Genomic DNA, 24,702 nt, shown 5'->3' with positions numbered 1-24,702 from the left:
CCCGAGATTGAGCCGTGCTGCCCTACTTAGACCCTGGTGAAAGTTCAGCCGTGCATGCCTGCATCGACAAAGCAGCCGAATAAAAATATCATATCGCATGCTTTCGGACCGAACCTAGGCGGTGGCCCTTAAGAACGGGCGCTCGACTGGTGGTTGTTCTGGCTTGCGGGCGTGGAGGATCCATCCCCTGAAAAGGTGAAGCAATACCAGGGCTGGCGAGGTTGCGCGAGCAGCAGCAGAACGTCTTGATGCAGCCCCGCCCACCCTTGCTGGATTGGCGTTCGGATCCCGTTCCCGGAACGGCACAGCCGCCGATACTCGATGACACGCCCGCGGTACGGGATAAGTAATCCAAAGGACCCTCCAGTTAATCCGCTGTTCGGACACTCCTCCGCTCTCATGCCTTGGCGATAAACGCGACCGACGGCGCGTACGGCTCGGAAGGCGCAGCAGGCCCGTCCAACGCACAGTGGCATAGCCTAGCCGACGGATCGCGCCCACTAGTCTGCGCGGGAAAGCCGGACAGGCAGAAGCGGCTCCAAAAGCGGCTTGAACGGTCTGCGCAAATTACCCGGAAGGAAGGCTTCCCACTTGATGCCCACACAGCGAACACGCCGAACGCCAATTCGCTCAATCGCGGCGCAGGACAAACCTGGGAGAGGTGGTGCCGCTTACTGGACTCGAACCAGTGACCCCATCATTACGAATGATGTGCTCTACCAACTGAGCTAAAGCGGCGCCCGTTGGAGCGCGGGCCAATAGCGTCGCGCCGGGCGCTCGGCAAGCGCAAAGCGGGTTTCATGCAATCTATGGTTGACCTTGCTGCCCGAACGCCTATTTGCAGCTGCACTGTAACAATGTGCTGTAACGCTGTGACCGACCCGATGATCTCCGAATTGCCACCCGTGTTGCCCAGCCGCGACGAAAGCGATCTGCGCGCGGGGCTCGCCGATGCACTGCTGGTGCCGGAAACGCAGGCCGATATGCTCGCCCTGCTGACCGATTTGTGTACTCCGGCCGAATTGCATTCGCTGGCCGAGCGCTGGCATGTCGCACAGCTGCTCGACGGGACCGACCTGTCCTATCGCGACATCGCCGAAGGCACCGGCGTCTCCCCGACGACCATCACCCGCGTCGCGCGCTTTCTGAGGACCGAACCCCACCAAGGCTATCGCGCCACCATCGACGGCCTGGCCGCAAAGGAAATCCGCAATGTTCGCTGACCGAGACCGCTTGCACATCGCGCTGCAGAAATCGGGCCGCCTGTCCGACCGCAGCCGCGACCTTTTGAGCCGCGCGGGCCTGCGCATTCAGGACGGCAAGAACCGGCTGACCGCGCGGGTCGAAAATTTCCCGATCGACCTGATGTTCGTGCGCGACGACGACATCCCGACGCTGGTAAATGACGGCGTCTGCGAATTCGGTGTAGTGGGCGAGAACGTACTGCGCGAATTCGAACTCGGCCGCGAGACCATGCGGATCGAGACGGTGGCAAAACTCGGCTTCGGGAGCTGCACGCTCAAGATCGCGGCGCCGATCGGGTTCGACTACGCCGGGGCGCAGTCGCTCGCCGGACAGCGCATCGCGACGTCCTATCCGCGCATCACAACGCAATGGCTCGCCGATCAGGGCGTCGAGGCCGAAGTGGTGGAAATGAACGGCGCGGTCGAGCTCGCGCCCAAGCTTGGCATCGCCGGGTTCATCTGTGATCTCGTTTCCACCGGGCAGACCCTCGAGGCGAACAATCTTGCCGCAGTCGATCTGGTGATGGAAAGCGAGGCCGTGCTGGTGCGCGCCAAGCGCGAATTTCCGGCAGAGATGGAAGAGCTGTCCGAGAATATCCTCACCCGGATCGACGGCGTGCTCGCCAGCGCGGGGTCGAAATACATCCTGCTGAACGCGCCAGGAGAGGCGCTGGGCGAAATCCAGCGAATCCTTCCCGGCGCCGGCAGCCCCACCGTCACCCCGCTGCACGGCAAACCGGGCCAGTTCGCGGTCCACGCCGTGTGCCAGGAATCGGTGTTCTGGGAGACATTGCAGGAGCTGAAAGCCGCCGGTGGCTCGGCGATCCTGGTCATGCCGATCGAAAAGATGATGGCCTGATGCGAAGGATCGTCTGGAACCAAGCCACAGCGAGCCAGCGCGCCGACGCGCTCGCGCGGCCGGACCTGCGCGCCGATCCTGCGATGCGCAGGCGGGTGACCGCGATGCTCGATGCGGTGGCCGAGGGCGGCTGGGACGCGGTTGCGACGCTCGCGCGCACGATCGACGGAGCTGCGCCCGAACGTGTGAGTGTTGCGCCGATCGCCGCGCAGGCGCGTGCGGAACTCGATGCCGAGGCGGTCGCCGCGATCGAACTGGCGGCGAGCAATATTCGCACCTTCCACGAAGCCTCGCGCCCGCAGGACATCGCCGTCGAAACGATGCCGGGCCTGACGGTGCGAAAACTGTGGCGCGCGATCCCGCGCGTCGGCCTCTACGTGCCGGGCGGCGTGACGCCGCTATTTTCCAGCCTGCTGATGCAAGCGCTTCCGGCGCGCGCTGCCAGGGTGGAGGAACTCATCGTCGTGACGCCGCCGCGCAAGGATGGCGGCCTCGATCCAGCACTCGCGCTCGCTGCCGAGCTATGCGGCATCGACGCGGTGTGGACGCTGGGCGGCGCGCAAGCCGTGGCCGCGATGGCATTCGGTGCGGGTGAGATACCTGCCTGCGACAAGGTCTGCGGGCCGGGCAATGCCTGGGTCGCCGAAGCCAAGGCGCAGATCGCGGCACGCGGCATCGCGATCGATCTGCCCGCCGGACCCAGCGAATTGATGGTGATCGCCGATGCGGGTGCCAACCCGCGCGTTGTCGCTGCGGACCTGCTGGGGCAAGCCGAACACGATGCCCATGCGCAGGTCCTGCTCGCGACCGATAGCGCCGAACTCGCACAGATGGTCGAAGCCGAGGTCGAACGGCTGCTCGAAGAGCTGCCGCGTGCCGATCAGGCTCGCGCCGCGATCGACAATTCGCGCATCGTCCTTGTCGAGACGCTGGCTGACGCGGTGGGTATCGCCAACGACTACGCGCCCGAACATCTGTCGCTCGCCGTCGCAGCGCCCGACGCGCTGATCGACGATATCGTCAATGCCGGTGCAGTGTTCGTGGGCTATCAGGGTGCGGAGAGCTTCGGCGATTATTGCGCCGGATCGAGCCATGTCCTGCCGACCGATCGTGCCGCGCGGGCATGGGGCGGCATCTCGACCCACACTTTCATGAAGGCGATCAGCGTGCAGCACATCACGCCCGAACGCGCCGCCGCGCTTGCCGCGCCGACCGCAGCGATGGCGCGCCTCGAAGGGCTCGAAGCGCATGCCCGTTCGGCCGAGATGCGGGGGAACGTCTGATGAGCGGTGTGTCCTCGCTAGCAGAGCGCCTTGCGCGCCCGGAAATCCGCGCCCTCGCACCCTTCGATATTGCCGATACCGGCCCCGATCCCGATGCGATCCTGCTCGACAGTAATGAGAGCCCGTTCGCGCCGCTCGCAACGACCAGCGCGGTCAACCGCTATCCCGAGTCGCAGCCTGCGGCGCTCCGCGCGCGGATGGCAGCGCTCTATGGGGTCGAACGCGAGAACCTGTGGGTCACGCGCGGCGCCGACGATGCGATCGAATTGCTGATCCGCGCCTTCTGTCGTCCGGGAGAAGATGCGGTGGCGTATTCGTCGCCGACCTTCACCGCCTATGAGCGGTTCGCCGCCGTGCAGGGCGCGCGGGTGCTCGACGTGCCGCTCGATGACAATTTCGATTTGTGCGTCGACGCCTTGGCCGAAGCGATCGAGGCCGACGGCAAGGTCAAGCTCGTCTTCGTCTGCTCTCCCGCCAATCCGACCGGCAATGTCGTGCCGCCGGAAACGATCCGCGCGCTGGCCGATCGCCTGCCCGAAACGATCGTGGTGGCGGACGAGGCCTATATCGAATTCGCCGATGTCGAGAGCCTCTCGGGCGAAGCGGCGACGCGCGAGAATCTCGTGGTGCTGCGAACCTTGTCCAAGGCCTACGGGCTGGCGGGCGCCCGGATCGGCGCATTGGTGGGGCACCCCGATACCGTTGCGATGGCCTCGCGCTGTTCGCCTTTCTACCCGCTTCCGGTGCCGAGCATCGATGCGGCGCTCGCCGCTTTGGCGCCGTCGCGCCGGGCGTTGCACGAGCGACGGATCGCGGAACTGCTGGACGAACGCGCGCGGCTCGCCGCAGCGCTCGAGAATGCGCCGGGTGTTGGGTCGGTCCGCGTCGACGGAGGCAATTTCCTGTTTCTCGAAGTCGCCGATCCGGACGCGCTCGCCGATACCCTGCGGTCGCGTGCGATCCGGGTCCGCTTCCGGCCGCAGGCTGCACCTGGCGGCGTAAGGCTGACCGTCGGCACGCGCGAAGAAAACGACGCGGCATTGGCTGCGTTCGGAGTTTCGGGGTCGGGCGCGGGGTCTCCTTCAAGGCGTGCCGAAGTTGTGCGCGAAACGAAGGAAACCAGGATCGCACTCGCGCTCGACCTCGATTCCGATGGCCCGCGCCGGGTCGATACCGGCAATGCGTTTTTCGATCACATGCTCGATCAGATCGCCGCGCATGGCGGCTTTGCGCTCGATCTTACATGCCAAGGCGATCTGGATGTCGATGCGCACCACACGGTCGAGGATTGCGCCATCGCATTGGGCGAGGCGTTGCGGACGGCACTCGGCGACAAGCGCGGGATCGGGCGCTACGGCTTCGCGCTGCCGATGGACGAGGCCGAGGCAAAGGTGCTGATCGACCTGTCGGGTCGCCCCTACGCCAAGTGGGAAGGCGATTTCTCCGCCAGCCATATCGGCGACTATCCGACAGAAATGACGGCGCACATCTTCCGCAGCCTGGCGGATTCGATGAAGGCCGCGATCCATGTCGAGGTCGAAGGCGACAACGATCACCACAAGACCGAGGGTGCGTTCAAGGCTTTCGGGCGCGCGCTGCGACAGGCGATCCGGCTCGAGGGCGACACCCTGCCCAGCACCAAGGGCATGCTGTGAGGCGGCAATGAGACTGGCAATCATCGATCTCGATTACGGCAACATCGCCTCGATCCGGCACGCCTTCGCGCGGCTGGGGGTGGAGGCGGACGTGACCGCCGATCCCGACGCGCTGCGCGCCGCGAGCCATGTCGTGCTGCCCGGCGTGGGCGCTGCTGGGCACGCGATGGAGCGCCTCGAAGCGCGCGGACTGGTCAATACAGTGCGCGGACTCGATCGGCCGGCGCTGGGCATCTGCCTCGGCATGCAATTGCTGTTCGCAGCCTCCGACGAAACCGATCGGGCCTGCCTCGGCATCCTGCCCGGCGCCGTCGGCGCGATCGAACCCGGTCCCGATCGTCCGGTGCCGCATATGGGCTGGAGCGCGCTGGCCGTTACCGACGATGGCCTGGGGCTGGCCGAGGGCGACTATGTCTATTTCGCGCACAGCTTCGCCTGCCCCTCGGCGGAAGCGACGGTTGCCACCGCGCAATACGGCGCGACCACGATTCCCGCTGCGATCCGCCACGAAAACTGGTGGGGCGCGCAATTCCATCCCGAACGTTCCGGCGCGGCCGGGGCGCGTTTCCTTCAAGCCTTTGTGGACTGGCAGCCATGATTCTCTACCCCGCCATGGACCTGATGGACGGCGCGCCGGTGCGCCTCGAACAGGGCGATTTCGACGCACGCACCGATTATGGTGCCGATCCCGCCGCGACTTTGGCCGGCTTTGCCGAGGCCGGGGCCCAGTGGGCGCATGTGGTCGATCTCGACGGAGCGCGGGCGAAGGAACCGCGCCAGCATGTTCTGATCCGCACACTCGCCAAGGACGCGGCGCTCAAGCTCCAGGTGGCGGGAGGTTTCCGCTCGATCGAAGATGTCCGCGCGATGCTCGATGCCGGCGCGGCGCGCGTCGTTATCGGGAGCCTCGCGATCCGCGAGCCGCGTTCGGTCAATCGCATGCTCGACCTGTTCGGGCCCGACGAGATCGCGCTCGCGCTCGACGTCAAGCTGATCGATGGCGAACCGATCGTCGTCACCGCCGGATGGACCGAAACCAGCGGCGTGACGCTGTGGGATGCCGCCGCGCGCTTCCCCGCCGGACGCCATCTGCTGCTGACCGACGTGGGTCGCGACGGAATGTTGCAAGGGCCCAACTTCGAACTGCTGGCCGAGGCGGGCAAGCGCTTGCCAAGCTGGAAGATCCAGGCCTCGGGCGGGGTCGCCACGCTCGACGATCTGCGCGCGCTGGCAACCGATGGCGCGGTGGTGGGCAAGGCTTTGTGGGAAGGCCGTTTCGGCCTGTCGGAGGCGCTCGATGCCTGCGCGTAGGATCATCCCGTGCCTCGATGTGAAGAACGGCCGCGTGGTGAAGGGCGTGCAGTTTCGCGACCACCGCGATGTCGGCGATATCGTCGAGAATGCGACCCGGTATTCCGCCGAGGGGGCGGACGAGCTGGTGTTCTACGACATCACCGCCAGTCCCGAAGGGCGCAGCGTCGACACCGGGTGGATCGAGCGGGTCAGCCGGGTGATCGACATTCCCTTCGCGGTTGCGGGCGGGATCCGCGATCTCGCCACCGCCGGGGCGGTGCTCGACGCGGGGGCGGACAAGGTGTCGGTCAATTCGCCCGCGCTGGCACGCCCCGATCTGATCGACGAACTGGCTGCGGCCTTTGGCGCGCAATGCGTCGTGATCGGAGTCGATTCGATGCGCGGCGAGGGCGGCTATCGCGTCTGGCGCAACACCGGAGACCCGGATCGGGCGGACGAAACTGTCAATCATACGCTTGATTGGCTGCGCGAAGCGTCTGATCGGGGCGCAGGAGAAGTGGTGCTCAACTGCATGAAGCAGGACGGTGTGCGCGACGGCTACGATTGCAAGCATCTGGCCGAAGTCGTCGAGGCGGTCACGGTGCCGGTGATCGCCAGCGGAGGCGCGGGCGCGCCCGAGCATTTCCGCGCGGCGTTCGAACACGGCGCGAGCGGCGCGCTGGCGGCGACGGTGTTCCATGATCGCTTGATCGCGATCCCCGACCTGAAACGACAATTGCTGGCCGACGGCATCGAGGTGCGACCATGACCGAGAACGACATCGACAATCTGGCGTGGGACAAGATGGATGGCCTGTTGCCCGCCGTGGTGCAGGACGATGCCACCGGGCAGGTGCTGATGGTCGGCTATATGGACCGCGCCGCGCTCGCCGCGACGCTGGAGAGCGGAAAGGTCACCTTCTTCAGCCGCTCGAAGCAGCGCCTCTGGATCAAGGGCGAGACGAGCGGGAACGTACTCTCGCTCGTCTCGGTCATGCCCGATTGCGACGCCGATGCGCTGCTGGTGAAAGCGACCCCGGCGGGGCCGACCTGCCATCTGGGCACGCCCTCCTGCTTTGGTAACGAAGGGGCGACGGGCCTCGCCTTTCTCGCTCAGCTATCGCGCGTCATCGATGCGCGAGCCGGGGACTCGCCCGAGGGCAGCTACACCGCGCGGCTGCTGTCCGGAGGGCGCGAGAAAATCGCCCAGAAGATTGGCGAGGAGGGCGTGGAAGTCGCGCTCGCCGCCGTCACGCGGGACGATGACGGGCTGACCGACGAACTTGCCGATCTCGCCTATCACATCGCGGTGCTGCTCAAGGCGCGCGGCCTCGGCTGGGACGATATCGGCGAACGCTTGCGTCAGCGCCACGAAGCGTAACGCAACGAAGCCTAGGCGGCTTCGCTCTCGGTGCTGTCGTCGAGCTCGTGTTCGAGCCGCCCGATCATGTCGCGCGGACAAACCTGCCAGAATTCGCCCAGTGCATCGTCCCAGCGATCGAGCAGGTTGGCGGCGCGGGTGCTGCCGGTCAGCTCGACATGCCGGGTGAGGTGGTCCTTCAGGCGCTCGGCCCAGTAGTTGCTCGCCACGCGTTGCCACAGGATCGATTCGGGGTTGGCGCGCCCTTCGAAACCGCCGTCGCGATCCCACACGAAAGCCATGCCCCCGGTCATGCCTGCGCCGAAATTGCGCCCGGTGGATCCGAGGATGACGACGTCGCCGCCGGTCATGTATTCGCAGCCATTGGCGCCGCAGCCCTCGATCACCGCGCTCGCGCCCGAATTGCGCACCGCGAAGCGCTCGCCTGCCCGACCCGCGACATGCAGGCGACCCGAGGTCGCGCCATAGAGCACGGTATTGCCGACCAGCGTGTCGTCGCGATCGCTGCCGTTCGCGTCTTCGGGCGATCGCACCGCGATGGTGCCGCCCGAGAGGCCCTTGCCGACGTAATCATTGGCGTCGCCCCGCACGGTCAGGCGGATGCCGGGCACCAGGAACGCGCCGAGCGACTGCCCTGCGCTGCCGGTCAATTCGATGTCGAATGTGGCATCGGGCAGACCGTTCGCACCGTGATGTTCGAGCACGGCGGAAGACAGCCGTGTGCCGACCGCGCGATGGGTGTTGCGCACCCGGTAGCGCAGGCTTGCCGCCTCTCCGCCCGGGAGGCGCGACCCGAGATCCTGCACGATCGCGCCGTCGAGCCCTTCGGGCACCGGGTTGCGATGCTCTTCGATCGCGAAGATATTGCGACCCGGTTCGAGCGGGATTTTCACCAGCAGCGGGTTGAGGTCGAGATCGTCGAGATGCTCGGCCCCGCGGCTGACCTGGCGCAGCAATTCGGTGCGTCCGACGAGGTCGGTCAGTTTGGCGACGCCGAGCCGGGCGAGTGTCTCGCGCACGTCGCGGGCGAGGAAATCCATCAGCGCGACGACTTTTTCGGGCGTGCCGCCGAACTTGGCGCGCAAGGCTTCGTCCTGCGTGCACACGCCCACCGGGCAGGTGTTCGAATGGCACTGGCGCACCATGATGCAGCCCATCGCAACGAGGCTCATCGTGCCGATGCCGAATTCCTCGGCCCCCAGGATCGCACCGATCACCACGTCGCGCCCGGTCTTGATGCCGCCATCGACGCGCAGCTTTACCCGGTGGCGCAGTCCGTTGAGCGCGAGCACCTGATGCACTTCGGCGAGCCCCATTTCCCATGGCGTGCCGGCGTATTTGATGCTGGTCTGTGGGCTGGCCCCGGTGCCGCCATTATGGCCCGAAATCAGGATCGTGTCGGCATGGGCCTTGGCAACGCCGGCGGCAACCGTGCCGATCCCGGCCGCGCTGACCAATTTCACGCAGACCCGCGCACGCGGATTGATCTGCTTCAGATCGTAGATCAGCTGGGCGAGATCCTCGATCGAATAGATGTCGTGATGCGGAGGGGGAGAGATCAGCGTCACCCCCTCGGTCGAGTGGCGCAGCCGCGCGATCGTTGCGTTGACCTTGAAGCCGGGCAATTGCCCGCCTTCGCCGGGCTTGGCCCCCTGCGCGATCTTGATCTCGATTTCTTCGCAGGCGCGCAGATATTCCGCCGTTACGCCGAAGCGGCCGCTGGCGATCTGTTTGATCGCGCTGTTGGCGCTGTCGCCGTCGGGGCGCGGGTGATAGCGCTCGGGCGCTTCGCCACCTTCGCCGGAGACCGCTTGCGCGCCGATCCGGTTCATCGCGACCGACAGCGTCTCGTGCGCTTCGGGCGACAGCGCGCCCAGGCTCATGCCCGGCGTGACGAAGCGCTTGCGGATCGCATCGGTCGGCTCGACCGCTTCGAGCGAAAGCGGCTCGTCGGGCAGCGCGAAGCCGAGCAGGTCGCGCAGGTAGAACGGCGGCTGGGCTTCGAGGCCCTGGGTGAACTTGCGATACAGTTCGAACTTGCCGGTGCCGCAGGCGCTTTGCAGCAGGTGCATCAGGCGGGCCTGCCAGACATGGCGTTCCTCGCCGTCGCGCTGGCGATAATAGCCGCCGATCCGCAACCGCGCGGAGCCCTTGGCATAAGCGGCGCGGTGCCGTTCGGTCAGGTTGAGGTGGAGCGAGGCATAGCCTTCGCCCGAAATCTTGTTGGGCATGCCCGGAAACAGATCGTCGGTGATTGCCCGGCTTAGGCCCACCGCTTCGAAATTGTAGCCCGCACGATAGCTGGAGATCACCGAGATCCCCATCTTGGCCATGATCTTGAGCAGTCCGTCGTCGAGCGCCTTGCGGTAATTGCCGATCGCCTGTTCGCGCGAAACTTCGCCCAGCAGGCCGCGTGCATGCAGATCGACCAGCGCGGCTTCGGCGACCCACGGATTGACCGTGGTCGCGCCGACGCCGATCAGCACCGCGCAATAATGCGTGTCGAGGCATTCGGACGAGCGGACATTGACCGAGGTGAAGGATCGCAATCCGACCCGCGTCAGATGCGTATGCACGGCAGCGGCGGCGAGGATCATCGGCACCCCGATCCGATCGGCCCCGCAGGCCTCGTCGGTCAGGAACAGCTCGGAATGGCCCGCCCCCACGGCGGCTTCGGCCTCTTCGCGGATGCGGGCGATCGCGGCGCGCAGATCCTCCGCGGTGCCGTCGGCCGGATAGGTGCAGTCGATCGACGCCTGCGACGCGCCGAAGCCCGCCCGCAGGCGCTGCCAGTTCGCGCTCGAAAGGATCGGGCTTTCGAGCACCAGCACGTGATCGTTCTGGTCATCCTCTTCGAGGATGTTGGCCAGATTGGCGAAGCGCGTGCGCAAGCTCATCACATGCCGTTCGCGCAAGCTGTCGATCGGCGGGTTGGTGACCTGCGCGAAATTCTGGCGGAAGAACTGGCTGAGCAGGCGCGGACGGTTCGAGATCACCGCGAGCGGCGTGTCGTCGCCCATCGAACCGATCGCTTCCTTGCCCTCGGCCCCCATCGGCGCGAGGATCAGCTCCATATCCTCTAGCGACATGCCCGCGGCGATCTGGTGTCGCGCCAGCACATCGTCGGCGGGAAGCTCGACCGAATCCGCCGGAGGATCGGGGAGATCGGAGAGCGTTCGGAAGCCGCCGACCAGCTCGTCATAAGGGGCTTCGGCGGCGATCCGGCGCTTGAGCGCCGCGTCGTGCAACAACTCGCCGCGCGCGAGGTCGATCGCGATCATCTCGCCCGGGCCCAGACGTCCGCGCTCGGCCACCCGATCGGAGGGCAGATCGACCATGCCGCTTTCGGAGCCGACCACCAGCAACCCGTCATCAGTGCGGGCATAGGCGAGCGGGCGCAGCGCGTTGCGATCGAGCCCGGCAACTGCCCATTGCCCGTCGGTCATCGCCAGCGCGGCGGGGCCGTCCCACGGCTCCATCACCGAGGCCATGTATTTGTACATCGCCCGGACATCCTCGGGCATGTCGGGCGCGTTCTCCCACACTTCGGGGATCAGCATCGATTTCGCGGTCGGCGCTTCCTTGCCCGATCGCATCAGCAATTCGATCGCCGCATCGAGCGAGGCGGTGTCCGATGCGCCGACCGGGATCACCGGCTTGATGTCACGCTCGACCCCTTCGAAGGCGAGGCTCGCCATCTTGATCTCGTGCGTGCGCATCCAGTTCTTGTTGCCGCGGATCGTGTTGATCTCGCCATTATGCGCCATCGTTCGGAAGGGCTGGGCCAGCCACCATTGCGGGAAGGTGTTGGTCGAATAGCGCTGGTGCAGGATCGCGACGCGGCTGGTGAAGCGCGTGTCCAGCAGGTCGGGATAGAACTGCGTCAGGCTCTCGGCCAGGAACAGGCCCTTGTAGACGATCGAGCGGCATGACAGCGAACAGATGTAGAAATCGCGCAACTGGGCCGCGACGATGCGACGCTCGATCCGGCGGCGAACGAGATAGAGCTGCTTTTCGAACTCGGCGCGCGATTGCTCGTGCTCGCGCGGGCCCGCGATCATGACCTGTTCGATCCCCGGGCGGGTCTCCTGCGCCTTGCGCCCGATCACCGAGATATCGACCGGCACCTGCCGCCAGCCATAGACGGTATAGCCGGCCGCGATCAGCTCGGCCTCGACGATCGTGCGGCAGGCATCCTGCGCGGAAATATCGGCGCGCGGAAGGAAGATCATGCCCACCGCCAGCCGTCGTTCGCGCACGCGGTGGCCGCTGTCGCGGATCGCCTCGGCGAAGAAATCCGTCGGCAGGTCGAGCATCAGGCCCGCGCCGTCGCCGGTCTTGCCGTCCGCGTCGACGGCACCGCGGTGCCAGACCGATCGCAGCGCCTCGATCGCGGCATCGACCACGCGGCGCGAGGGTTTGCCCGAAATTTCGCCGATCAGGCCGACGCCGCAGGCATCGCCTTCGAATTCGGGACGGTACATGCCCTCGGCGGCGAGCCGGGCGGCGTCTTTGCGATGATCGGTCATGCTGCTTCGGCGTCCGTCCGGTTGGCCGTCAGATAGGCCTGCATCGTTTCGGCCACATCGCGTCCGTCGCGCACCGCCCAGACGACGAGGCTGGCCCCGCGCGCGATGTCGCCCGCGGCGAACACCCCGTCGAGCGAGGTCATCATCGTATCGGACGCGCATTCGAGCGTGCCCCAGCGATCGACCGCGAGATCGTCCGCCGCGAACAGTTCGGGCAAGGGCTCGGCTTCGAAACCGAGCGCGAGGATCACGAGATCGGCATCGAGCGCGAAGCTGGTTTCGGGATCGACCACCGGGCGTCGCCGCCCGCTGGCATCGGGCTCGCCCAGCGTCATGCGATCGGCGTGGACGCGTTCGGCCCGGCCATCGCCCTCGATCCGCGCGGGGCCGGACAGCCACAGGAATTCGACGCCTTCCTCTTCGGCATGGGCGACTTCGGCGCGCGAGCCGGGCATGTTGTCGCGATCGCGGCGGTAGAGGCATTTGACCGAGGCCGCGCCTTGCCGGATCGCGGTGCGCACGCAATCCATCGCGGTATCGCCGCCGCCGATCACCACCACGTCCTTGCCTTCAGAGCCCAGGGTGCCGTCGCGATGTTCGGGCACATCGTCGCCATAGCCGCTGCGGTTCGAGGCGGTGAGATAGTCGATCGCGCGGACCACGCCGGGCAGGTCGGCACCATCGACCGTGAGCGCGCGCGACTGGTAGACGCCGGTCGCGATCAGCACCGCATCGTGGCGCTTGCGCAGCTCTTCGAGTGAAATGTCGCGCCCGATATCGACCCCGCGATGGATTTCGATCCCGCCCTGTTCGAGCCGTTCGACCCGGCGATCGACCACCGTCTTGTCGAGCTTGAAGCCGGGAATGCCATAGACCAGCAAACCGCCGGGGCGATCGTGGCGATCGTAGATATGCACCTCGTGCCCGGCCTCGCGCAGATACTCGGCCGCGGTCAGCCCCGCCGGTCCGGCACCGACCACGCCGACGCTTTGCCCAGTGGGGGCGGCAGGTTCGAGCGGCGCGACCCAGCCTTCGGCCCAGGCCGTATCGCCGAGGAATTTCTCGACGCTGCCGATGGTGACCGCATCGTGGCCGGTAAACTCGAGCACGCAATTGCCCTCGCAGAGCCGGTCCTGCGGGCAAATCCTCCCGCAGATTTCGGGCATGGTCGAGGTGCGGGCGGAAAGATCGTAGGCCTCGCGCAACCGACCCTCGGCGGTCAGGCGCAGCCAGTCGGGGATATGGTTGTGCAGCGGGCAGTGCGATTGGCAGTAGGGCACCCCGCATTGCGAACAGCGGCTCGCCTGTTCGGCGGCTTCGGATTCGCGCCAGCGCGCGGTGATTTCCTCGAAATCCGCACGGCGCGCGATCGCATCGCGCTTGGCCGGGTAACGTTGTTCACGATCGACGAAACGGAGGGTGGAATCTTTAGCTATGGGTGTTTCCTGCGAGTTGAAATAAAATTACACAAAAGCGGTCGCGCACGTTCACTTAGTGTTTCAGCATTGGGGCGGTCGCGTCAATCCAAAATGCTGCAAATGCGAAGGTATGCGATGCTGGTTGGCGCCTCACACCGCTTCGGTCGTCGCCAATGACGCTAGGGCCGGCTATGTCTCGAGCGCGCTCGCTGCGAGGCATGCACGCAGGAATTTCGTCACGGCAGAGATCGCGGCGGTCCGATAGTTGTCGGCGTGCTGGACGAGCCATACCGGTTGACGCATCGCACCATCGCCTACCCGGTCCAGGCCGTCGGCGAGGAAGGTCGGCAGGGCCGCGAGCCCCGCTCCCGCACCAGCGGCGGCGAGCTGGCTTGCGAGTGATGTGGCGGTGATCGCGACACGCGCTTCGGGATACAGCCGCTTCAGCCACTGCGACGCTTCCAGGTCGAGATGGCCGTCATCCCACGCGATGAGCGTGTCTTCGGTGTGCTCACCGGCAAGGTAGCTGTCGGATGCGAACACTCCGCTTTCCATGGTCGCAACGCGTGAAACGACATACGGCCCGGTCTTCGGGCGGACGAGGCGCAACGCAATATCCGCCTCGCGCCGGCTGAGATTGGCGGTGCGTATGTCGGTCACGATTTCCAGTCGGAGGCCGGGATAGCGATCGAGGAACGGGCCGACCATGGGCAGGATCAGGCTGTTGGCGAAGTTCTCAGCCGTGGCGATGCGAACGCTGCCGGTCGCCGCCTGATCGCGATCGCGGCCCATCTCGGCGAAGGCGCCGATCGCGCGTTCGGCCTCCTCGGCGCGCACCAATAGATCGCGTGCTGCCGGGGTCGGCAGATAGCCCCTCGGCGTACGTTCGAACAGGAGCGAGCCGAGTCGGTGCTCGAGGCTCTCGATCTGGCGCGAGACCGAGGATGGCACCACGCCCAGCGCCCGCGCCGCGCCACTCAGCGTACCGGCGCGCATCAGAGCGAGGAACACCGGCACGTTGCTCCAGTCGAGCGCTTTCGATTTTTCGAAAGGCGCTTCGCGTTTCATCCCGTCTATTTCCATAATTCGAAATGGTACCGTCTCGCGCAATACAATCAACCCAAACCCAATCCCGGACCAATCAATGCAGACGAGGTACCACCATGACCAAAGCAGCCATCGGACGCCGTGAACTCTTCGCCATCGACGGCGCACGCGGCGATCAGACCGAAGCGTGGATCCGCGCGGCATCGCCGGCATTGGCCGATACGCTGATCGAACACGCATTCGGCTCGATCTTCGCCCTGACCACGCTTTCGCGGCGCGAGCGTGAAATGGCATCGGTCGCGATCCTTGCGGCCATCGGCGGCGCGGAACCGCAATTGCGCCTTCATGTCGAAGCCGCGCTGCGTGTGGGCGCCGATCGCGACGAGATTGTCGCGCTGGTCGAGCATCTGTCGGTCTATGCCGGCTATCCGCGAGCCATCAACATGCTGCGCATCGTGACCGAGGTGTTCGAGGAGCAGGCGATCCCCGCGGCGCTTCCCAGCCGTACGGTCACAATCGGAAACATGACGACGCGCATGTTCGACAGCGGCGGTGACAAGCCGGTGATGGTGCTGGTGCACGCGCTGGGTCTCGATTGGCGGATGTGGCGCGACGTCATCCCGCCGCTTTGCGACCGCTATCGCGTCGTCGCCTACGATCTTCGCGGCTTCGGCGGTGCGGTGGAGGCCGAACCGGCGAGCGGGGCCGCCCACTACGCCGCGGATCTTGCCGAACTGATCGAAAGCCTCGATGCCGGGCCGGTGAGCGTGGCGGGACTATCGCTCGGCGGAACGATCGCATTGGAACTGGCGCTCGCGCGGCCCGAGCTGGTGCGTGGGCTTGCCATCATAGCCGCCACAGCATGGCCGTTTCCCGCCTTTGCAGAGAGAGCGGACGCCGCGCGCGATCACGGGGTTGCCGCACAGCTTCGATCGACCCTGACGCGGTGGTTCAATCCCGCCGACCTGGCCGAAAACGACTGGTCCGTACGCTATGCGCGCGATTGCGTCTTGCGGGCGCAATTGCCCGGCTGGTGCGCGGGCTGGAACGCGCTGGATAGGCTCGACATCGCCGATCGGCTCGGAGAGATCACGTTGCCGACGCGCGTTATCGCGGGCGAATGCGATGCGTCGACCCCGCCCGGACTGATGGAGAAGCTGCTGACCATCCCCGGAAGCCGGATGGACGTTATTCCCGGTGCGCCGCACATGCTCGCGCTCACGCACGCCGCGCAATTGTCTGCGCTGCTGCTCGACCTGGAGAACTAGGTCGAAGGCACTTCCAGGCGCTCAAACAGGCGTCTGGAAAGAGTGGAGGCCCGAGCCGGAATCGAACCGGCGTGCAAGGATTTGCAGTCCTCTGCGTAACCACTCCGCCATCGGGCCTCAGGGGTGGTGAGGGCGCGCACTAACCGAGCGCCGCGATTATGGCAATCGCCTATTGGCGCGCCCGGCAGGCGACGTCGTGGACGCTGTGGCGGGCCGGACAGTCGGGGCATCCCGGATATGACGGACCCGTTTCGGCATCGGAAAGGATGCGGAGCAGTTTGGCGACCGGGCGGGGAACGCCGATTCGCCCGTCGAGCCACAGGCTGACGGTCGAACGATCGACGCCGATCGTCTTGGCCAGCTCGGTCTGCGTCGAGAGGTTCATCCGCGCCATTGTCGCGCGCAGTTCGGTTGGGTGCATGGAGGCAAGGGCGGGGTCGTTCACTGGCTGTCCTTCCCTTCCTCGTTCAGGCGGTCGCGCTGCGTGCGGTGCAGCATGAGGTCGGCAAAAGGACCGGCATGAATATTTCACGCGTACATCGCGACGTGGGATCGAAAACAGAATGCTTATTTAGCAATGACTTAACCCCCGTATTGGTTAACAACGACCCTGATTGACGAAACCTTTCCCGTTGTGCGATGCACAATAAATGACAAATCGGTTACGATGCAAGCGACGTTTTCGTTCGCCCAAGTGCCGTGTTGTTGAAATTTAACTGCGCAAAGGGGGGTGCATGAAACTGCTCATCGCAATCGTGAAGCCGTTCAAGCTGGAGGCGGTGCGCGAAGCGCTCACCGAAGCCGGTGCCAAGGGACTGACGATATCCGAGGTCCAGGGCTACGGCCGCCAGCGGGGCCATACCGAGATCTATCGTGGAGCCGAATACTCGTACGACTTCGTGCCGAAGATCCGCATCGAATCGGTCGTGCCCGACGATGTCGCGCCCGGCGCGATCGAAGCGGTGATCGCCGCCGCCCAGACCGGATCGATCGGCGACGGCAAGATCTTCGCGCTCGATGTCGCCTCCGCGGTTCGCATCCGCACCGGTGAAACCGACGAACACGCACTCTGAGAGGGGCCAGACATGATGTTTAGCTTGAGAAAAATTGCTGCCGCCGGGTTTGCCGCATTGGTGGCGACGCCCGCCTTTGCGATGGAGGCGCCTGCGGATACCGGCCCTGCCGTGGCTGCAGCCGAAGCCGCAGCGAGCATCGCCAAGGGCGATACCGCATGGATGATCGTCGCCACCGTATTGGTGATGGCGATGATCGTGCCCGGCGTGGCGCTGTTCTATGGCGGCCTCGCGCGGACCAAGAACATGGCGTCGGTGCTCACCCAGGTGCTGGGCGTCGCCTCGCTCGCGATGCTTATCTGGGTGACCTATGGTTACTCTCTGGCATTCGGCGGCGACAGCCACGTGGTCATCTCCGACTTCAGCAAGGTGTTCCTGAACGGCGTGACCGCGGATTCGGGGGCGGCGACCTTCAGCGACGGGGTCGAGATCCCCGAATACATCTTCATCGCCTTCCAGATGACCTTCGCCGCGATTACCGCCGCGCTGGTCGTGGGCGGCACGATGGAACGGGCCAAGTTCTCGACCATGATGGTGTTTACCGCCATCTGGCTGACGATCGTCTATTTCCCGATTGCGCACATGGTGTGGGCGACCGGCGGCCTGATCTTCGAATGGGGCGCGCTCGACTTTGCGGGCGGAACGGTGGTCCACATCAATGCCGGCGTCTCGGCGCTGGTCGGCTGCCTGATCCTGGGCAAGCGCGTCGGCTACCAGAAAGAACCGATGCCGCCGCACTCGCTGACGATGACGCTGGTCGGCACCGGCCTGCTGTGGGTGGGCTGGTTCGGCTTCAACGGCGGTTCCGAACTGGAAGCCGACGGCGTGGCCGCGCTTGCGGTGCTCAACACCTTCGTCGCGACCGCTGCGGGCGTGCTGTTCTGGATGCTGGGCGAGAAGCTGACCGGCCACAAGGGTTCGCTGCTGGGCGGCTGCTCGGGCGCGATCGCGGGCCTCGTCGCGGTGACCCCGGCGGCGGGCAATAGCGGCCCGTTCGGGGCGATCCTGATCGGCGGGATCGCAGCACTGGTGTGCTTCTGGTTCGTCACCAGCATCAAGCCCAAGCTGGGCTTCGACGATACTGCGGACGTGTTCGGCATTCACGGGCTCGGCGGGATCGTCGGTTCGCTGGGCACCGCGTTCACGATGCTGCCGGCGCTCGGCGGTCCGGGCGATGCCGATTACGCTGCCGGTGCGCAGTTCGTGATCCAGCTGCAGGCCGTGCTGGTCGCGATCGCCTGGGCCGGCGTGGGGGCTGCCATAGCGTTCTTCATCGCCAAGGTCCTGACAGGCGGACGCGTGCCCGAAGATGTCGAGCGCGAAGGGCTCGACCTCGGGGAGCATGGCGAACGCGCCTACAATTACTGACCGACGGGAATGGCCGCGATCCCGGCACAGACCGGGACGCGGCCCCAGGGGGCGGAGAGGAGACGATACCGAAAACAACAGGAGTAGCGTTATGCGTACGGGAAATCTCTTCGCCTCGAGTGCCCTGGCAGTCTGTGCCAGCCTTGCCCTGGCCGCACCGGCCGCGGCCCAGGATGAGGACGAGAGCGATGCCAGCGATCTGACCATCAGTGGCAGTGTCGACCTGGTCTCCGATTACCGCTTCCGCGGCGTGTCCTTTTCCGATGAAGATCCGGCGATCCAGGGATCGATCAATCTCGAACATTCGAGCGGTTTCTACATCGGTACCTGGGCATCCTCGCTCGAAGACAGCGGTTTGTATGGCAGCATCGAAGTCGATCTCTATGCCGGTTACGCCACCGAAATCGCGCCCGGCACGGGGCTCGATATCGGCCTGCTCTATTACGCCTATCCCAATGGCGACAGCGCATTCGGTGACGCCGAATATTTCGAACCCTATGTTTCGCTCACCCAGGCTCTCGGACCGGTCGACGCGACGATCGGTGCTGCCTATGCACCGAGCCAGGATGCGCTGGGCAATGCCGACAATATCTATCTCCATGGCGGGCTCGACGCACCGTTGCCGGGGACCCCGATCAGCCTGTCGGCGCATGCCGGCTATTCCGATGGCAGCCTCGCCTATGTCGGAAGCTATTGGGACTGGTCCTTGGGCGCGAGCGCGGACATCGGCCCGCTGACGGTCGGCATCGCCTACATCGACACCGATCTGCCCGACGTGCCCGGGCAGGATACAGCCGTGGTCTTCTCGATCAGCGCGGGATTCTGATCGCCTAACATCTTGTAACGGCGGCGGCGGACCGGCATGTGGGCCTCCAAACAGGAGACCCGAAATGAAAACCCGCGCCGCCGTCGCCTTCGAAGCCAAGCAACCGCTCGAGATCGTCGAACTCGATCTCGAAGGGCCCAAGCCGGGCGAAGTGCTGGTCGAAATCATGGCCACGGGCATCTGCCATACCGATGCCTACACGCTCGACGGGCTCGACAGCGAAGGCCTGTTCCCCAGCGTTCTCGGTCATGAAGGCGCCGGGATCGTGCGCGAGGTCGGCGCAGGCGTGACGAGCGTGAAGGAAGGCGATCACGTCATCCCGCTCTACACGCCCGAATGTCGCCAGTGCAAAATGTGCCTGTCGGGCAAGACCAACCTGTGCAGCGCGATCCGCGAGACGCAGGGCAAAGGCCTGATGCCCGACGGGACCACGCGGTTCAGCTACAAGGGCAAGCCGATCTATCACTATATGGGCTGCTCGACCTTCTCGAATTTCACCGTTCTGCCAGAGATCGCGGTCGCCAAGATCCGCGAGGACGCGCCCTTCCACACCAGCTGCTATATCGGCTGCGGCGTGACGACGGGCGTTGGCGCGGTGGTAAACACCGCCGATGTGCGCCCCGGCGACAATGTCGTGGTCTTCGGCCTCGGCGGGATCGGCCTCAATGTGATCCAGGGCGCGCGCATGGCGGGTGCCGACCGGATCGTGGGTGTCGACATCAACCCCGACAAGAAATCCTATGCCGAGCACTTCGGGATGACCGATTTCGTCAATCCGAAGGACGTCGACGACATCGTCGCCTATCTCGTCGACCTGCTTGATGGAGGGGCCGACTATTCGTTCGATTGCACCGGCAACACCGATGTCATGCGCCAGGCGCTAGAATGCTGCCACAAGGGCTGGGGCACCAGCATCGTCATCGGCGTGGCGGAAGCGGGCAAGACGATCGAGACCCGGCCGTTCCAGCTGGTGACCGGCCGCAACTGGCGCGGTAGCGCGTTCGGCGGGGCCAAGGGCCGCACCGATGTGCCCAAGATCGTCGACTGGTACATGGACGGCAAGATCCAGATCGACCCGATGATCACCCACGTGCTGAAGCTGGAAGAGATCAACAAGGGCTTCGACCTGATGCATGCGGGCGAAAGCATCCGTTCGGTCGTGGTATACTGATGACCTCGGCGGCGACGCCCAGGAAGGTCAATCTGGCGGAGAAATTCGCCAGGTTCGACGATCACTGGGCGCCGCGTATTGCAGGCAGATACAACAGCAACGAAATACGCCTCGCCAAGGCGGCGGGTGATTTCCAGTGGCACAGCCATGCCGATACCGATGAGATGTTCATCGTGATCGAGGGCACGCTGCGGATGGAATTTCGCGACCACGTTGAAACGCTGGGGCCGAGCGAGTTCATCGTCGTTCCGCGCGGGGTGGAGCATTTTCCGCGCGTACCGGAAGGCGAGGCGAAGCTTGTCATCATCGACCCGGCGGACACCGCCAATACCGGCGATCCGGCCACAGCCTATCGCCCTACCGACATTTGAGGAGAGACCCATGTTCAATCACATCATGATCGGCACCAACGACATCGAGAAATCGAAGGCCTTCTACGAAAAGGTCCTCGCCGTGCTCGGCGTCGAGACGACGTTCGAGAACAGCGCCGATAGCGGCCACAAGCGCGTGTTCTTCAGCCATGACGGCGATATCCTGGCGCTGAGCGAGCCGATCAATGACGAGATCGCGACCTGCGCCAACGGGATGACGATCGGCTTCAAGTGTTCGTCGGCCGAGCAGGTCAAGGAACTGCACGACGTCGCGATTGCCAATGGCGGCACCAGCATCGAAGACCCGCCCGGCCTGCGCGAGACCAGCATCGGCTCGGCGCATCTGAGCTATTTCCGCGATCTCGACGGACACAAGGTCTGCGGGATCTATCGTCCGAAATGAGCGCCGATGTGACCATGGAAACCGTCAGCGAGAACAAGGCCTTCGGCGGGACGCAGGGCGTCTATTCGCACGCTTCCGAAGAGACCGGGACCGGGATGAACTTCGCGGTCTATGTCCCGCCGCATGCCGACGGCGCGAAGCTGCCGGTGCTGTGGTTTCTCTCGGGCCTCACCTGCACCCATGCCAATGTCATGGAGAAGGGCGAGTATCGCGCGGCCTGCGCCGAGCACGGCGTGATCCTGGTCGCGCCCGACACGTCCCCGCGCGGGGACGACGTGCCCGATGCCGAGGATGAATACGATTTCGGCAAGGGCGCGGGTTTCTATGTCGATGCGACCGAGGAGCCGTGGGCGAAGCACTACCGCATGCGCTCCTATATCGAGCGCGAATTGCCCGAACTGATCGCGGCTCGTTTCCCCGCCGATATGGACCGGCAGGGCATCACCGGCCACTCGATGGGCGGCCACGGCGCGCTCACCATCGGCTTGCGCAATGCCGATCGCTTCCGCTCGGTCAGCGCCTTCGCCCCGATCGTCGCGCCGAGCCAGGTGCCATGGGGCGAGAAGGCGCTCGGCCGCTATCTGGGTGACGATCGACAGGCATGGCGTGAATACGATGCGGTCGCGCTGATCGAGGACGGCGCGCGGGTGCCGGAATTGCTGGTCGATCAGGGCACGGCAGACCAGTTCCTCGAGGAGCAGCTCAAGCCCGAATTGCTCGCGGCGGCTTGCAAGGATGCGGGCATCGAGGCCACCATCCGCATGCAGGAGGGCTATGACCACTCCTACTATTTCATCTCGACCTTCATGGCCGATCACGTCGCGTGGCATGCGGCGCGGCTGGGATAGCCATGCATCTGGAGCACGATCCCGCCAATCCGGCGGCCGAGACCATCGCGTTCGACGATTTCCTCAAGGTCGATATCCGTGTCGGCCGGATCGTCGCGGTCGAGGATTTTCCCGAAGCGCGCAATCCGGCGTTCAAGCTGACGATCGATTTCGGCCCGGCGATCGGACACAAACGCTCCTCCGCGCAGATCACCACGCTTTACGATCGTGAGGCGCTGGTCGGCAGGCTGGTGGCTGCGGTGGTCAATTTCCCGCCGCGCCAGATCGCCAACATGATGTCCGATGTTCTGACGGTCGGCTTCCCGGACGAAGACGGAAATGTCGTCCTCTTCGCTCCGGATCGGGACGTCCCGCTGGGCGCGCGGCTGTTTTGACCTCGCCTCAGGCGATGTACCGCGCGTAGATGATTCCCAGAACGACTGCATTATGCACTGCGTGGGCAGCGATCGGCGCGGCGAGTTTGCCGGTGAACACGAACAAGCCGGTATAGATCAGTGTCGGGATCAGGATCGTGATCCAGTCGAACCCGTTTTGCGGCAGGTGGCCGACCATGAACAACACGATCGATAGCGTCGCGGCGACCCAAAGGCCGAGGCGTTTGTCATCGAACACCGCACGCAGCACGTTGATGGTGAAACCGCGATTGAAGATTTCCTCGGTGATGCCGCCGCCGATCACGCCCCACACGAGGTAGCCGACCAGACCGATCACCTGGCTGTCGATATTCTCGATGATCCGCGCGACATTGGGCTCTTCCGCGCCGCCATGGGAGGGGATCAACACCAGCATTTCGAACAATGCCCAAGCGAGCCCGATTGCGCCGCCGATCGCAAACTGGCGCGGCCATTCGCTGAAATCCCACCCGATCGAGCGGAACGAGCCTCCGAGGCTGCGCACCGCCCACCACACCAGCGCGGTGACGCTTGCCAGCTGGAACAGCCCCACCCAAGCGAGGTTTAGCCCGGTCAGTCCGCCGCCCACCTTGAAGATTCCGAAAAACAGGTTGGGCGCGATGAACAGCGCATAGCCGCCGATCAGCACGGCGATATAGGTTAGCAGAATACGGCGCTTGCTCGCGGTGAAAGGCATCGGTTTTCCTCCCTCGGTGTATTGCAATAGTAATACAGCGCACGGAGGCCGGTCAAGTCGGCTGTGCCGTTCTGTCGGTTAGTCCTCGAACTTCCCCTTTCGCTTCGCCATCTGGCTGGCGACGGCTTCCATCTGGTTCTTCGTGCCCATCAGCCGTTGCTGGCGGACCGATTCCTCCATCAGGATTTCGTCCGGCGTATGGTTCAGGTAGCTGCCGAACAGGCCCTTGGCCTCGCGGATCGCGTCGGGGCTGCGATCGGCGATGGTGTGGGCGAGTTCGGTCGCGCGGGCGAGTGGCTCGTCTGACACCTCGGTCGCCAGGCCCAGCTTCAGCGCCTCCTCGCCGGTGAATTCTTCATAGGTGTAGACCAGCTTGCGCAGCACGTCGTCGCGCACCGTGCCCTGCCACAGGAGAAAGCCACCCATATCGGGCACGATGCCCCATTTCAGTTCCATGATCGCCATCCGCGTTTCGGGATGGGCGATGCGGATATCGGCTCCGCTGGCGATCTGAAGTCCGCCGCCGAAGCACACGCCGTGGACCGCCGCGATCACCGGCATCGGCAGCTTGCGCCAGCCGACCGAAACTTCCTGGTACTTGTTGGCATTGCCATAGGTGCGTTCGGTGATCGGCGTTATTTCATTCTCGCCGACCGTGGCCATGCTCGCGAGATCCAGGCCGGCGCAGAAGGCGCGCCCTTCACCCGAAAGCACCACCGCGCGCACGCCTTCGGATTTGGACAGCGCGAATTGCGCACGCAGGATCGCTTCGAACATGTCCGGATCGAGCGCGTTCATCTTGTCGCCGCGCACTAGGCGTACCTGCGCGACGTGGTCTTCCACCTCGATCGTGACGCGTTCGTTGTTATCGTAAGACAGTTTCATCGGGCATGCTCTCCTTGCCCGTACTCTCGCCCAGCCATGGTCCCGCGTCCAGACCCTTCAGCCGGTATCGACCGCTGCGATCGGTCTGGAGCATCGCGTCGAGGGCGTGGTGGCGGAGCTTCGCCCGGATGCGAAAGGCGTGGACGGCAACCGAATTGGTCTCGGGCTCGTGATGGACGTCCCACACCTCGCGCAGAAGCTCGGTACGGCTGGCCCCGACATCGCCGACTTTCGCCAAGTGCCACAACATCGCAAATTCGCGCGGATGGAGCACGAGTGCAGCAGACCCGACGAAACCGTCGCGGCGCTCGAGATCGAGTGTGAGCCCGCCGACCCTGCGATAGCGGGGCAGGCTGCAGGCCCGTTCCAGTGCGAGGCTTGCACGCGCCGCCAATTCGCCCAGCGATGTTTCCGGACTGAGCACATCGCCAAAGCCCCGGCGCAGCAATTGCGCACGATCCGGCGAGGATGCGACGCCAACCAGAACAGTGCAGGCGCGCGGATGGGAGATACGGCATTTGCCAATGAAATGGGCATCATCCGCCAGGATCACCGATCGATCCGATTCGGTGCCAGGCGGTTTGTCGCCATCGCTTGCCCAGCCGCAGCGTCGCAAGTCCCATTGGTGCGGCAGCGCGCGCGGCGAAATCCAGAGAAACGCTGCCCTTGAGCGGGGCGGAAGGAGGCGATCG

General features: G+C 65.1%; 24 protein-coding genes and 2 tRNA genes. 17 read left to right on the top strand and 9 right to left on the bottom strand.

The features are described from left to right. Nucleotides 1–662: 662 nt before the first annotated feature. A tRNA-Thr gene (locus GRI68_RS10210) sits at nucleotides 663–738 on the bottom strand. 134 nt (nucleotides 739–872) lie between these two features. Here GRI68_RS10210 and GRI68_RS10205 point away from each other — a divergent pair. The 8 genes from GRI68_RS10205 to hisIE are packed head-to-tail and all read left to right on the top strand — an operon-like array spanning nucleotide 873 to nucleotide 7,714. Beyond that, the gene (locus tag GRI68_RS10205) at nucleotides 873–1,223 is read left to right on the top strand and encodes a Trp family transcriptional regulator (protein ID WP_199799747.1); all 351 of its coding nucleotides are present in this window, start codon (nucleotides 873–875) and stop codon (nucleotides 1,221–1,223) included. After that, the gene (hisG, locus tag GRI68_RS10200) at nucleotides 1,213–2,103 is read left to right on the top strand and encodes an ATP phosphoribosyltransferase (RefSeq protein ID WP_160617146.1); all 891 of its coding nucleotides are present in this window, start codon (nucleotides 1,213–1,215) and stop codon (nucleotides 2,101–2,103) included. Before GRI68_RS10205 ends, hisG begins: the two co-directional genes overlap by 11 nt. Further along, nucleotides 2,103–3,386, top strand: coding sequence for a histidinol dehydrogenase (gene hisD, locus GRI68_RS10195; RefSeq protein WP_160617145.1), 1,284 nt, complete (start codon nucleotides 2,103–2,105; stop codon nucleotides 3,384–3,386). Before hisG ends, hisD begins: the two co-directional genes overlap by 1 nt. Continuing rightward, entirely contained in the window at nucleotides 3,386–5,041 is a 1,656-nt protein-coding gene (gene hisC / locus GRI68_RS10190) for a histidinol-phosphate transaminase (RefSeq protein WP_160617144.1), read from the top strand. The genes hisD and hisC overlap by 1 nt, the downstream gene beginning before the upstream one ends. 7 nt (nucleotides 5,042–5,048) lie before the next feature. Further along, complete coding sequence (gene hisH / locus GRI68_RS10185) at nucleotides 5,049–5,639, top strand: imidazole glycerol phosphate synthase subunit HisH (protein WP_160617143.1); 591 nt, start codon at nucleotides 5,049–5,051, stop codon at nucleotides 5,637–5,639. Further along, complete coding sequence (locus GRI68_RS10180; protein WP_160617142.1) at nucleotides 5,636–6,352, top strand: 1-(5-phosphoribosyl)-5-[(5-phosphoribosylamino)methylideneamino]imidazole-4-carboxamide isomerase; 717 nt, start codon at nucleotides 5,636–5,638, stop codon at nucleotides 6,350–6,352. The genes hisH and GRI68_RS10180 overlap by 4 nt, the downstream gene beginning before the upstream one ends. Next, entirely contained in the window at nucleotides 6,339–7,103 is a 765-nt protein-coding gene (gene hisF / locus GRI68_RS10175) for an imidazole glycerol phosphate synthase subunit HisF (protein ID WP_160617141.1), read from the top strand. The genes GRI68_RS10180 and hisF overlap by 14 nt, the downstream gene beginning before the upstream one ends. Continuing rightward, on the top strand, nucleotides 7,100–7,714 hold the full coding sequence (hisIE, locus tag GRI68_RS10170) for a bifunctional phosphoribosyl-AMP cyclohydrolase/phosphoribosyl-ATP diphosphatase HisIE (protein ID WP_160617140.1): 615 nt from the start codon (nucleotides 7,100–7,102) through the stop codon (nucleotides 7,712–7,714). Before hisF ends, hisIE begins: the two co-directional genes overlap by 4 nt. Before the next feature lie 11 nt (nucleotides 7,715–7,725). On the opposite strand, the gene gltB is transcribed toward hisIE, so the two are convergent. From gltB to GRI68_RS10155, 3 genes are all read right to left on the bottom strand, one after another. Then, a complete protein-coding gene (gltB, locus tag GRI68_RS10165) occupies nucleotides 7,726–12,243 on the bottom strand; it encodes a glutamate synthase large subunit (RefSeq protein ID WP_160617139.1) in 4,518 nt (1,505 codons plus the stop codon). Beyond that, complete coding sequence (locus tag GRI68_RS10160; RefSeq protein WP_160617943.1) at nucleotides 12,240–13,679, bottom strand: NAD(P)-dependent oxidoreductase; 1,440 nt, start codon at nucleotides 13,677–13,679, stop codon at nucleotides 12,240–12,242. The genes gltB and GRI68_RS10160 overlap by 4 nt, the downstream gene beginning before the upstream one ends. 171 nt (nucleotides 13,680–13,850) lie before the next feature. Beyond that, on the bottom strand, nucleotides 13,851–14,729 hold the full coding sequence (locus tag GRI68_RS10155; protein WP_160617138.1) for a LysR family transcriptional regulator: 879 nt from the start codon (nucleotides 14,727–14,729) through the stop codon (nucleotides 13,851–13,853). 95 nt (nucleotides 14,730–14,824) lie between these two features. On the opposite strand from GRI68_RS10155, the gene GRI68_RS10150 reads away from it, so the two are divergent. Beyond that, complete coding sequence (locus GRI68_RS10150; RefSeq protein WP_160617137.1) at nucleotides 14,825–15,976, top strand: alpha/beta fold hydrolase; 1,152 nt, start codon at nucleotides 14,825–14,827, stop codon at nucleotides 15,974–15,976. 43 nt (nucleotides 15,977–16,019) lie between these two features. Here GRI68_RS10150 and GRI68_RS10145 read toward each other — a convergent pair. Both GRI68_RS10145 and GRI68_RS13665 read right to left on the bottom strand, forming a co-directional pair. Then, a tRNA-Cys gene (locus GRI68_RS10145) sits at nucleotides 16,020–16,093 on the bottom strand. Between the two features lie 52 nt (nucleotides 16,094–16,145). Continuing rightward, nucleotides 16,146–16,421: a helix-turn-helix domain-containing protein gene (locus tag GRI68_RS13665; RefSeq protein ID WP_199799746.1), complete on the bottom strand. Its 276-nt coding sequence runs from the start codon at nucleotides 16,419–16,421 to the stop codon at nucleotides 16,146–16,148. A gap of 289 nt (nucleotides 16,422–16,710) precedes the next feature. Between GRI68_RS13665 and GRI68_RS10135 the strand changes: the two genes are divergently transcribed. The 8 genes from GRI68_RS10135 to GRI68_RS10100 all read left to right on the top strand — a co-directional run bounded on the left by GRI68_RS10135 (nucleotide 16,711) and on the right by GRI68_RS10100 (nucleotide 22,410). Beyond that, the gene (locus tag GRI68_RS10135) at nucleotides 16,711–17,049 is read left to right on the top strand and encodes a P-II family nitrogen regulator (protein WP_160617136.1); all 339 of its coding nucleotides are present in this window, start codon (nucleotides 16,711–16,713) and stop codon (nucleotides 17,047–17,049) included. Between the two features lie 12 nt (nucleotides 17,050–17,061). Further along, nucleotides 17,062–18,417, top strand: coding sequence for an ammonium transporter (locus GRI68_RS10130; protein ID WP_160617135.1), 1,356 nt, complete (start codon nucleotides 17,062–17,064; stop codon nucleotides 18,415–18,417). Between the two features lie 91 nt (nucleotides 18,418–18,508). Continuing rightward, nucleotides 18,509–19,243 (top strand): TorF family putative porin, encoded by a 735-nt coding sequence (locus GRI68_RS10125; protein ID WP_160617134.1) that lies wholly within the window; start codon nucleotides 18,509–18,511, stop codon nucleotides 19,241–19,243. Nucleotides 19,244–19,307: 64 nt separating this feature from the next. Then, nucleotides 19,308–20,414 carry an S-(hydroxymethyl)glutathione dehydrogenase/class III alcohol dehydrogenase gene (locus tag GRI68_RS10120; protein WP_160617133.1) on the top strand — a complete coding sequence of 369 codons (1,107 nt, stop codon included), beginning with the start codon at nucleotides 19,308–19,310 and terminating at the stop codon, nucleotides 20,412–20,414. Further along, nucleotides 20,414–20,785 (top strand): cupin domain-containing protein, encoded by a 372-nt coding sequence (locus tag GRI68_RS10115; RefSeq protein WP_160617132.1) that lies wholly within the window; start codon nucleotides 20,414–20,416, stop codon nucleotides 20,783–20,785. The genes GRI68_RS10120 and GRI68_RS10115 overlap by 1 nt, the downstream gene beginning before the upstream one ends. A 10-nt stretch (nucleotides 20,786–20,795) precedes the next feature. After that, entirely contained in the window at nucleotides 20,796–21,188 is a 393-nt protein-coding gene (locus GRI68_RS10110; protein WP_160617131.1) for a VOC family protein, read from the top strand. A 14-nt stretch (nucleotides 21,189–21,202) separates the two neighbouring features. Beyond that, nucleotides 21,203–22,036 carry an S-formylglutathione hydrolase gene (fghA, locus tag GRI68_RS10105; protein ID WP_199799851.1) on the top strand — a complete coding sequence of 278 codons (834 nt, stop codon included), beginning with the start codon at nucleotides 21,203–21,205 and terminating at the stop codon, nucleotides 22,034–22,036. Nucleotides 22,037–22,038: 2 nt separating this feature from the next. Beyond that, entirely contained in the window at nucleotides 22,039–22,410 is a 372-nt protein-coding gene (locus tag GRI68_RS10100; RefSeq protein ID WP_160617130.1) for a tRNA-binding protein, read from the top strand. A 7-nt stretch (nucleotides 22,411–22,417) separates the two neighbouring features. Here GRI68_RS10100 and GRI68_RS10095 read toward each other — a convergent pair whose 3' ends face one another. From GRI68_RS10095 to GRI68_RS10085, 3 genes are all read right to left on the bottom strand, one after another. Next, nucleotides 22,418–23,125, bottom strand: coding sequence for a CPBP family intramembrane glutamic endopeptidase (locus GRI68_RS10095; RefSeq protein WP_160617129.1), 708 nt, complete (start codon nucleotides 23,123–23,125; stop codon nucleotides 22,418–22,420). 78 nt (nucleotides 23,126–23,203) lie between these two features. After that, nucleotides 23,204–24,010: a crotonase/enoyl-CoA hydratase family protein gene (locus GRI68_RS10090; RefSeq protein WP_160617128.1), complete on the bottom strand. Its 807-nt coding sequence runs from the start codon at nucleotides 24,008–24,010 to the stop codon at nucleotides 23,204–23,206. After that, nucleotides 23,991–24,563, bottom strand: coding sequence for a winged helix-turn-helix domain-containing protein (locus GRI68_RS10085; protein WP_160617127.1), 573 nt, complete (start codon nucleotides 24,561–24,563; stop codon nucleotides 23,991–23,993). The genes GRI68_RS10090 and GRI68_RS10085 overlap by 20 nt, the downstream gene beginning before the upstream one ends. Nucleotides 24,564–24,702: the final 139 nt, after the last annotated feature.

The sequence above is a fragment of the Alteriqipengyuania halimionae genome (assembly GCF_009827575.1).
Taxonomy (GTDB): Bacteria; Pseudomonadota; Alphaproteobacteria; order Sphingomonadales; family Sphingomonadaceae; genus Alteriqipengyuania_A; species Alteriqipengyuania_A halimionae.
This window is presented reverse-complemented; position numbering and strand designations above follow the sequence as displayed.

What these genes read in the sequence shown, in the direction of transcription:
- GRI68_RS10110 (WP_160617131.1), top strand. Translation starts at nt 20,796, where the DNA reads ATGTTCAATCACATCATGATCGGCACCAACGACATCGAGAAATCGAAG.
- GRI68_RS10155 (WP_160617138.1), bottom strand. Translation starts at nt 14,729, where the DNA reads ATGAAACGCGAAGCGCCTTTCGAAAAATCGAAAGCGCTCGACTGGAGC.
- hisIE (WP_160617140.1), top strand. Translation starts at nt 7,100, where the DNA reads ATGACCGAGAACGACATCGACAATCTGGCGTGGGACAAGATGGATGGC.
- fghA (WP_199799851.1), top strand. Translation starts at nt 21,203, where the DNA reads ATGGAAACCGTCAGCGAGAACAAGGCCTTCGGCGGGACGCAGGGCGTC.
- GRI68_RS10135 (WP_160617136.1), top strand. Translation starts at nt 16,711, where the DNA reads ATGAAACTGCTCATCGCAATCGTGAAGCCGTTCAAGCTGGAGGCGGTG.
- GRI68_RS10100 (WP_160617130.1), top strand. Translation starts at nt 22,039, where the DNA reads ATGCATCTGGAGCACGATCCCGCCAATCCGGCGGCCGAGACCATCGCG.
- GRI68_RS10120 (WP_160617133.1), top strand. Translation starts at nt 19,308, where the DNA reads ATGAAAACCCGCGCCGCCGTCGCCTTCGAAGCCAAGCAACCGCTCGAG.
- GRI68_RS10115 (WP_160617132.1), top strand. Translation starts at nt 20,414, where the DNA reads ATGACCTCGGCGGCGACGCCCAGGAAGGTCAATCTGGCGGAGAAATTC.
- hisG (WP_160617146.1), top strand. Translation starts at nt 1,213, where the DNA reads ATGTTCGCTGACCGAGACCGCTTGCACATCGCGCTGCAGAAATCGGGC.
- GRI68_RS10125 (WP_160617134.1), top strand. Translation starts at nt 18,509, where the DNA reads ATGCGTACGGGAAATCTCTTCGCCTCGAGTGCCCTGGCAGTCTGTGCC.
- hisC (WP_160617144.1), top strand. Translation starts at nt 3,386, where the DNA reads ATGAGCGGTGTGTCCTCGCTAGCAGAGCGCCTTGCGCGCCCGGAAATC.
- hisF (WP_160617141.1), top strand. Translation starts at nt 6,339, where the DNA reads ATGCCTGCGCGTAGGATCATCCCGTGCCTCGATGTGAAGAACGGCCGC.
- gltB (WP_160617139.1), bottom strand. Translation starts at nt 12,243, where the DNA reads ATGACCGATCATCGCAAAGACGCCGCCCGGCTCGCCGCCGAGGGCATG.
- hisH (WP_160617143.1), top strand. Translation starts at nt 5,049, where the DNA reads ATGAGACTGGCAATCATCGATCTCGATTACGGCAACATCGCCTCGATC.
- GRI68_RS10130 (WP_160617135.1), top strand. Translation starts at nt 17,062, where the DNA reads ATGATGTTTAGCTTGAGAAAAATTGCTGCCGCCGGGTTTGCCGCATTG.
- GRI68_RS10180 (WP_160617142.1), top strand. Translation starts at nt 5,636, where the DNA reads ATGATTCTCTACCCCGCCATGGACCTGATGGACGGCGCGCCGGTGCGC.
- GRI68_RS10150 (WP_160617137.1), top strand. Translation starts at nt 14,825, where the DNA reads ATGACCAAAGCAGCCATCGGACGCCGTGAACTCTTCGCCATCGACGGC.
- hisD (WP_160617145.1), top strand. Translation starts at nt 2,103, where the DNA reads ATGCGAAGGATCGTCTGGAACCAAGCCACAGCGAGCCAGCGCGCCGAC.
- GRI68_RS10095 (WP_160617129.1), bottom strand. Translation starts at nt 23,125, where the DNA reads ATGCCTTTCACCGCGAGCAAGCGCCGTATTCTGCTAACCTATATCGCC.
- GRI68_RS10090 (WP_160617128.1), bottom strand. Translation starts at nt 24,010, where the DNA reads ATGAAACTGTCTTACGATAACAACGAACGCGTCACGATCGAGGTGGAA.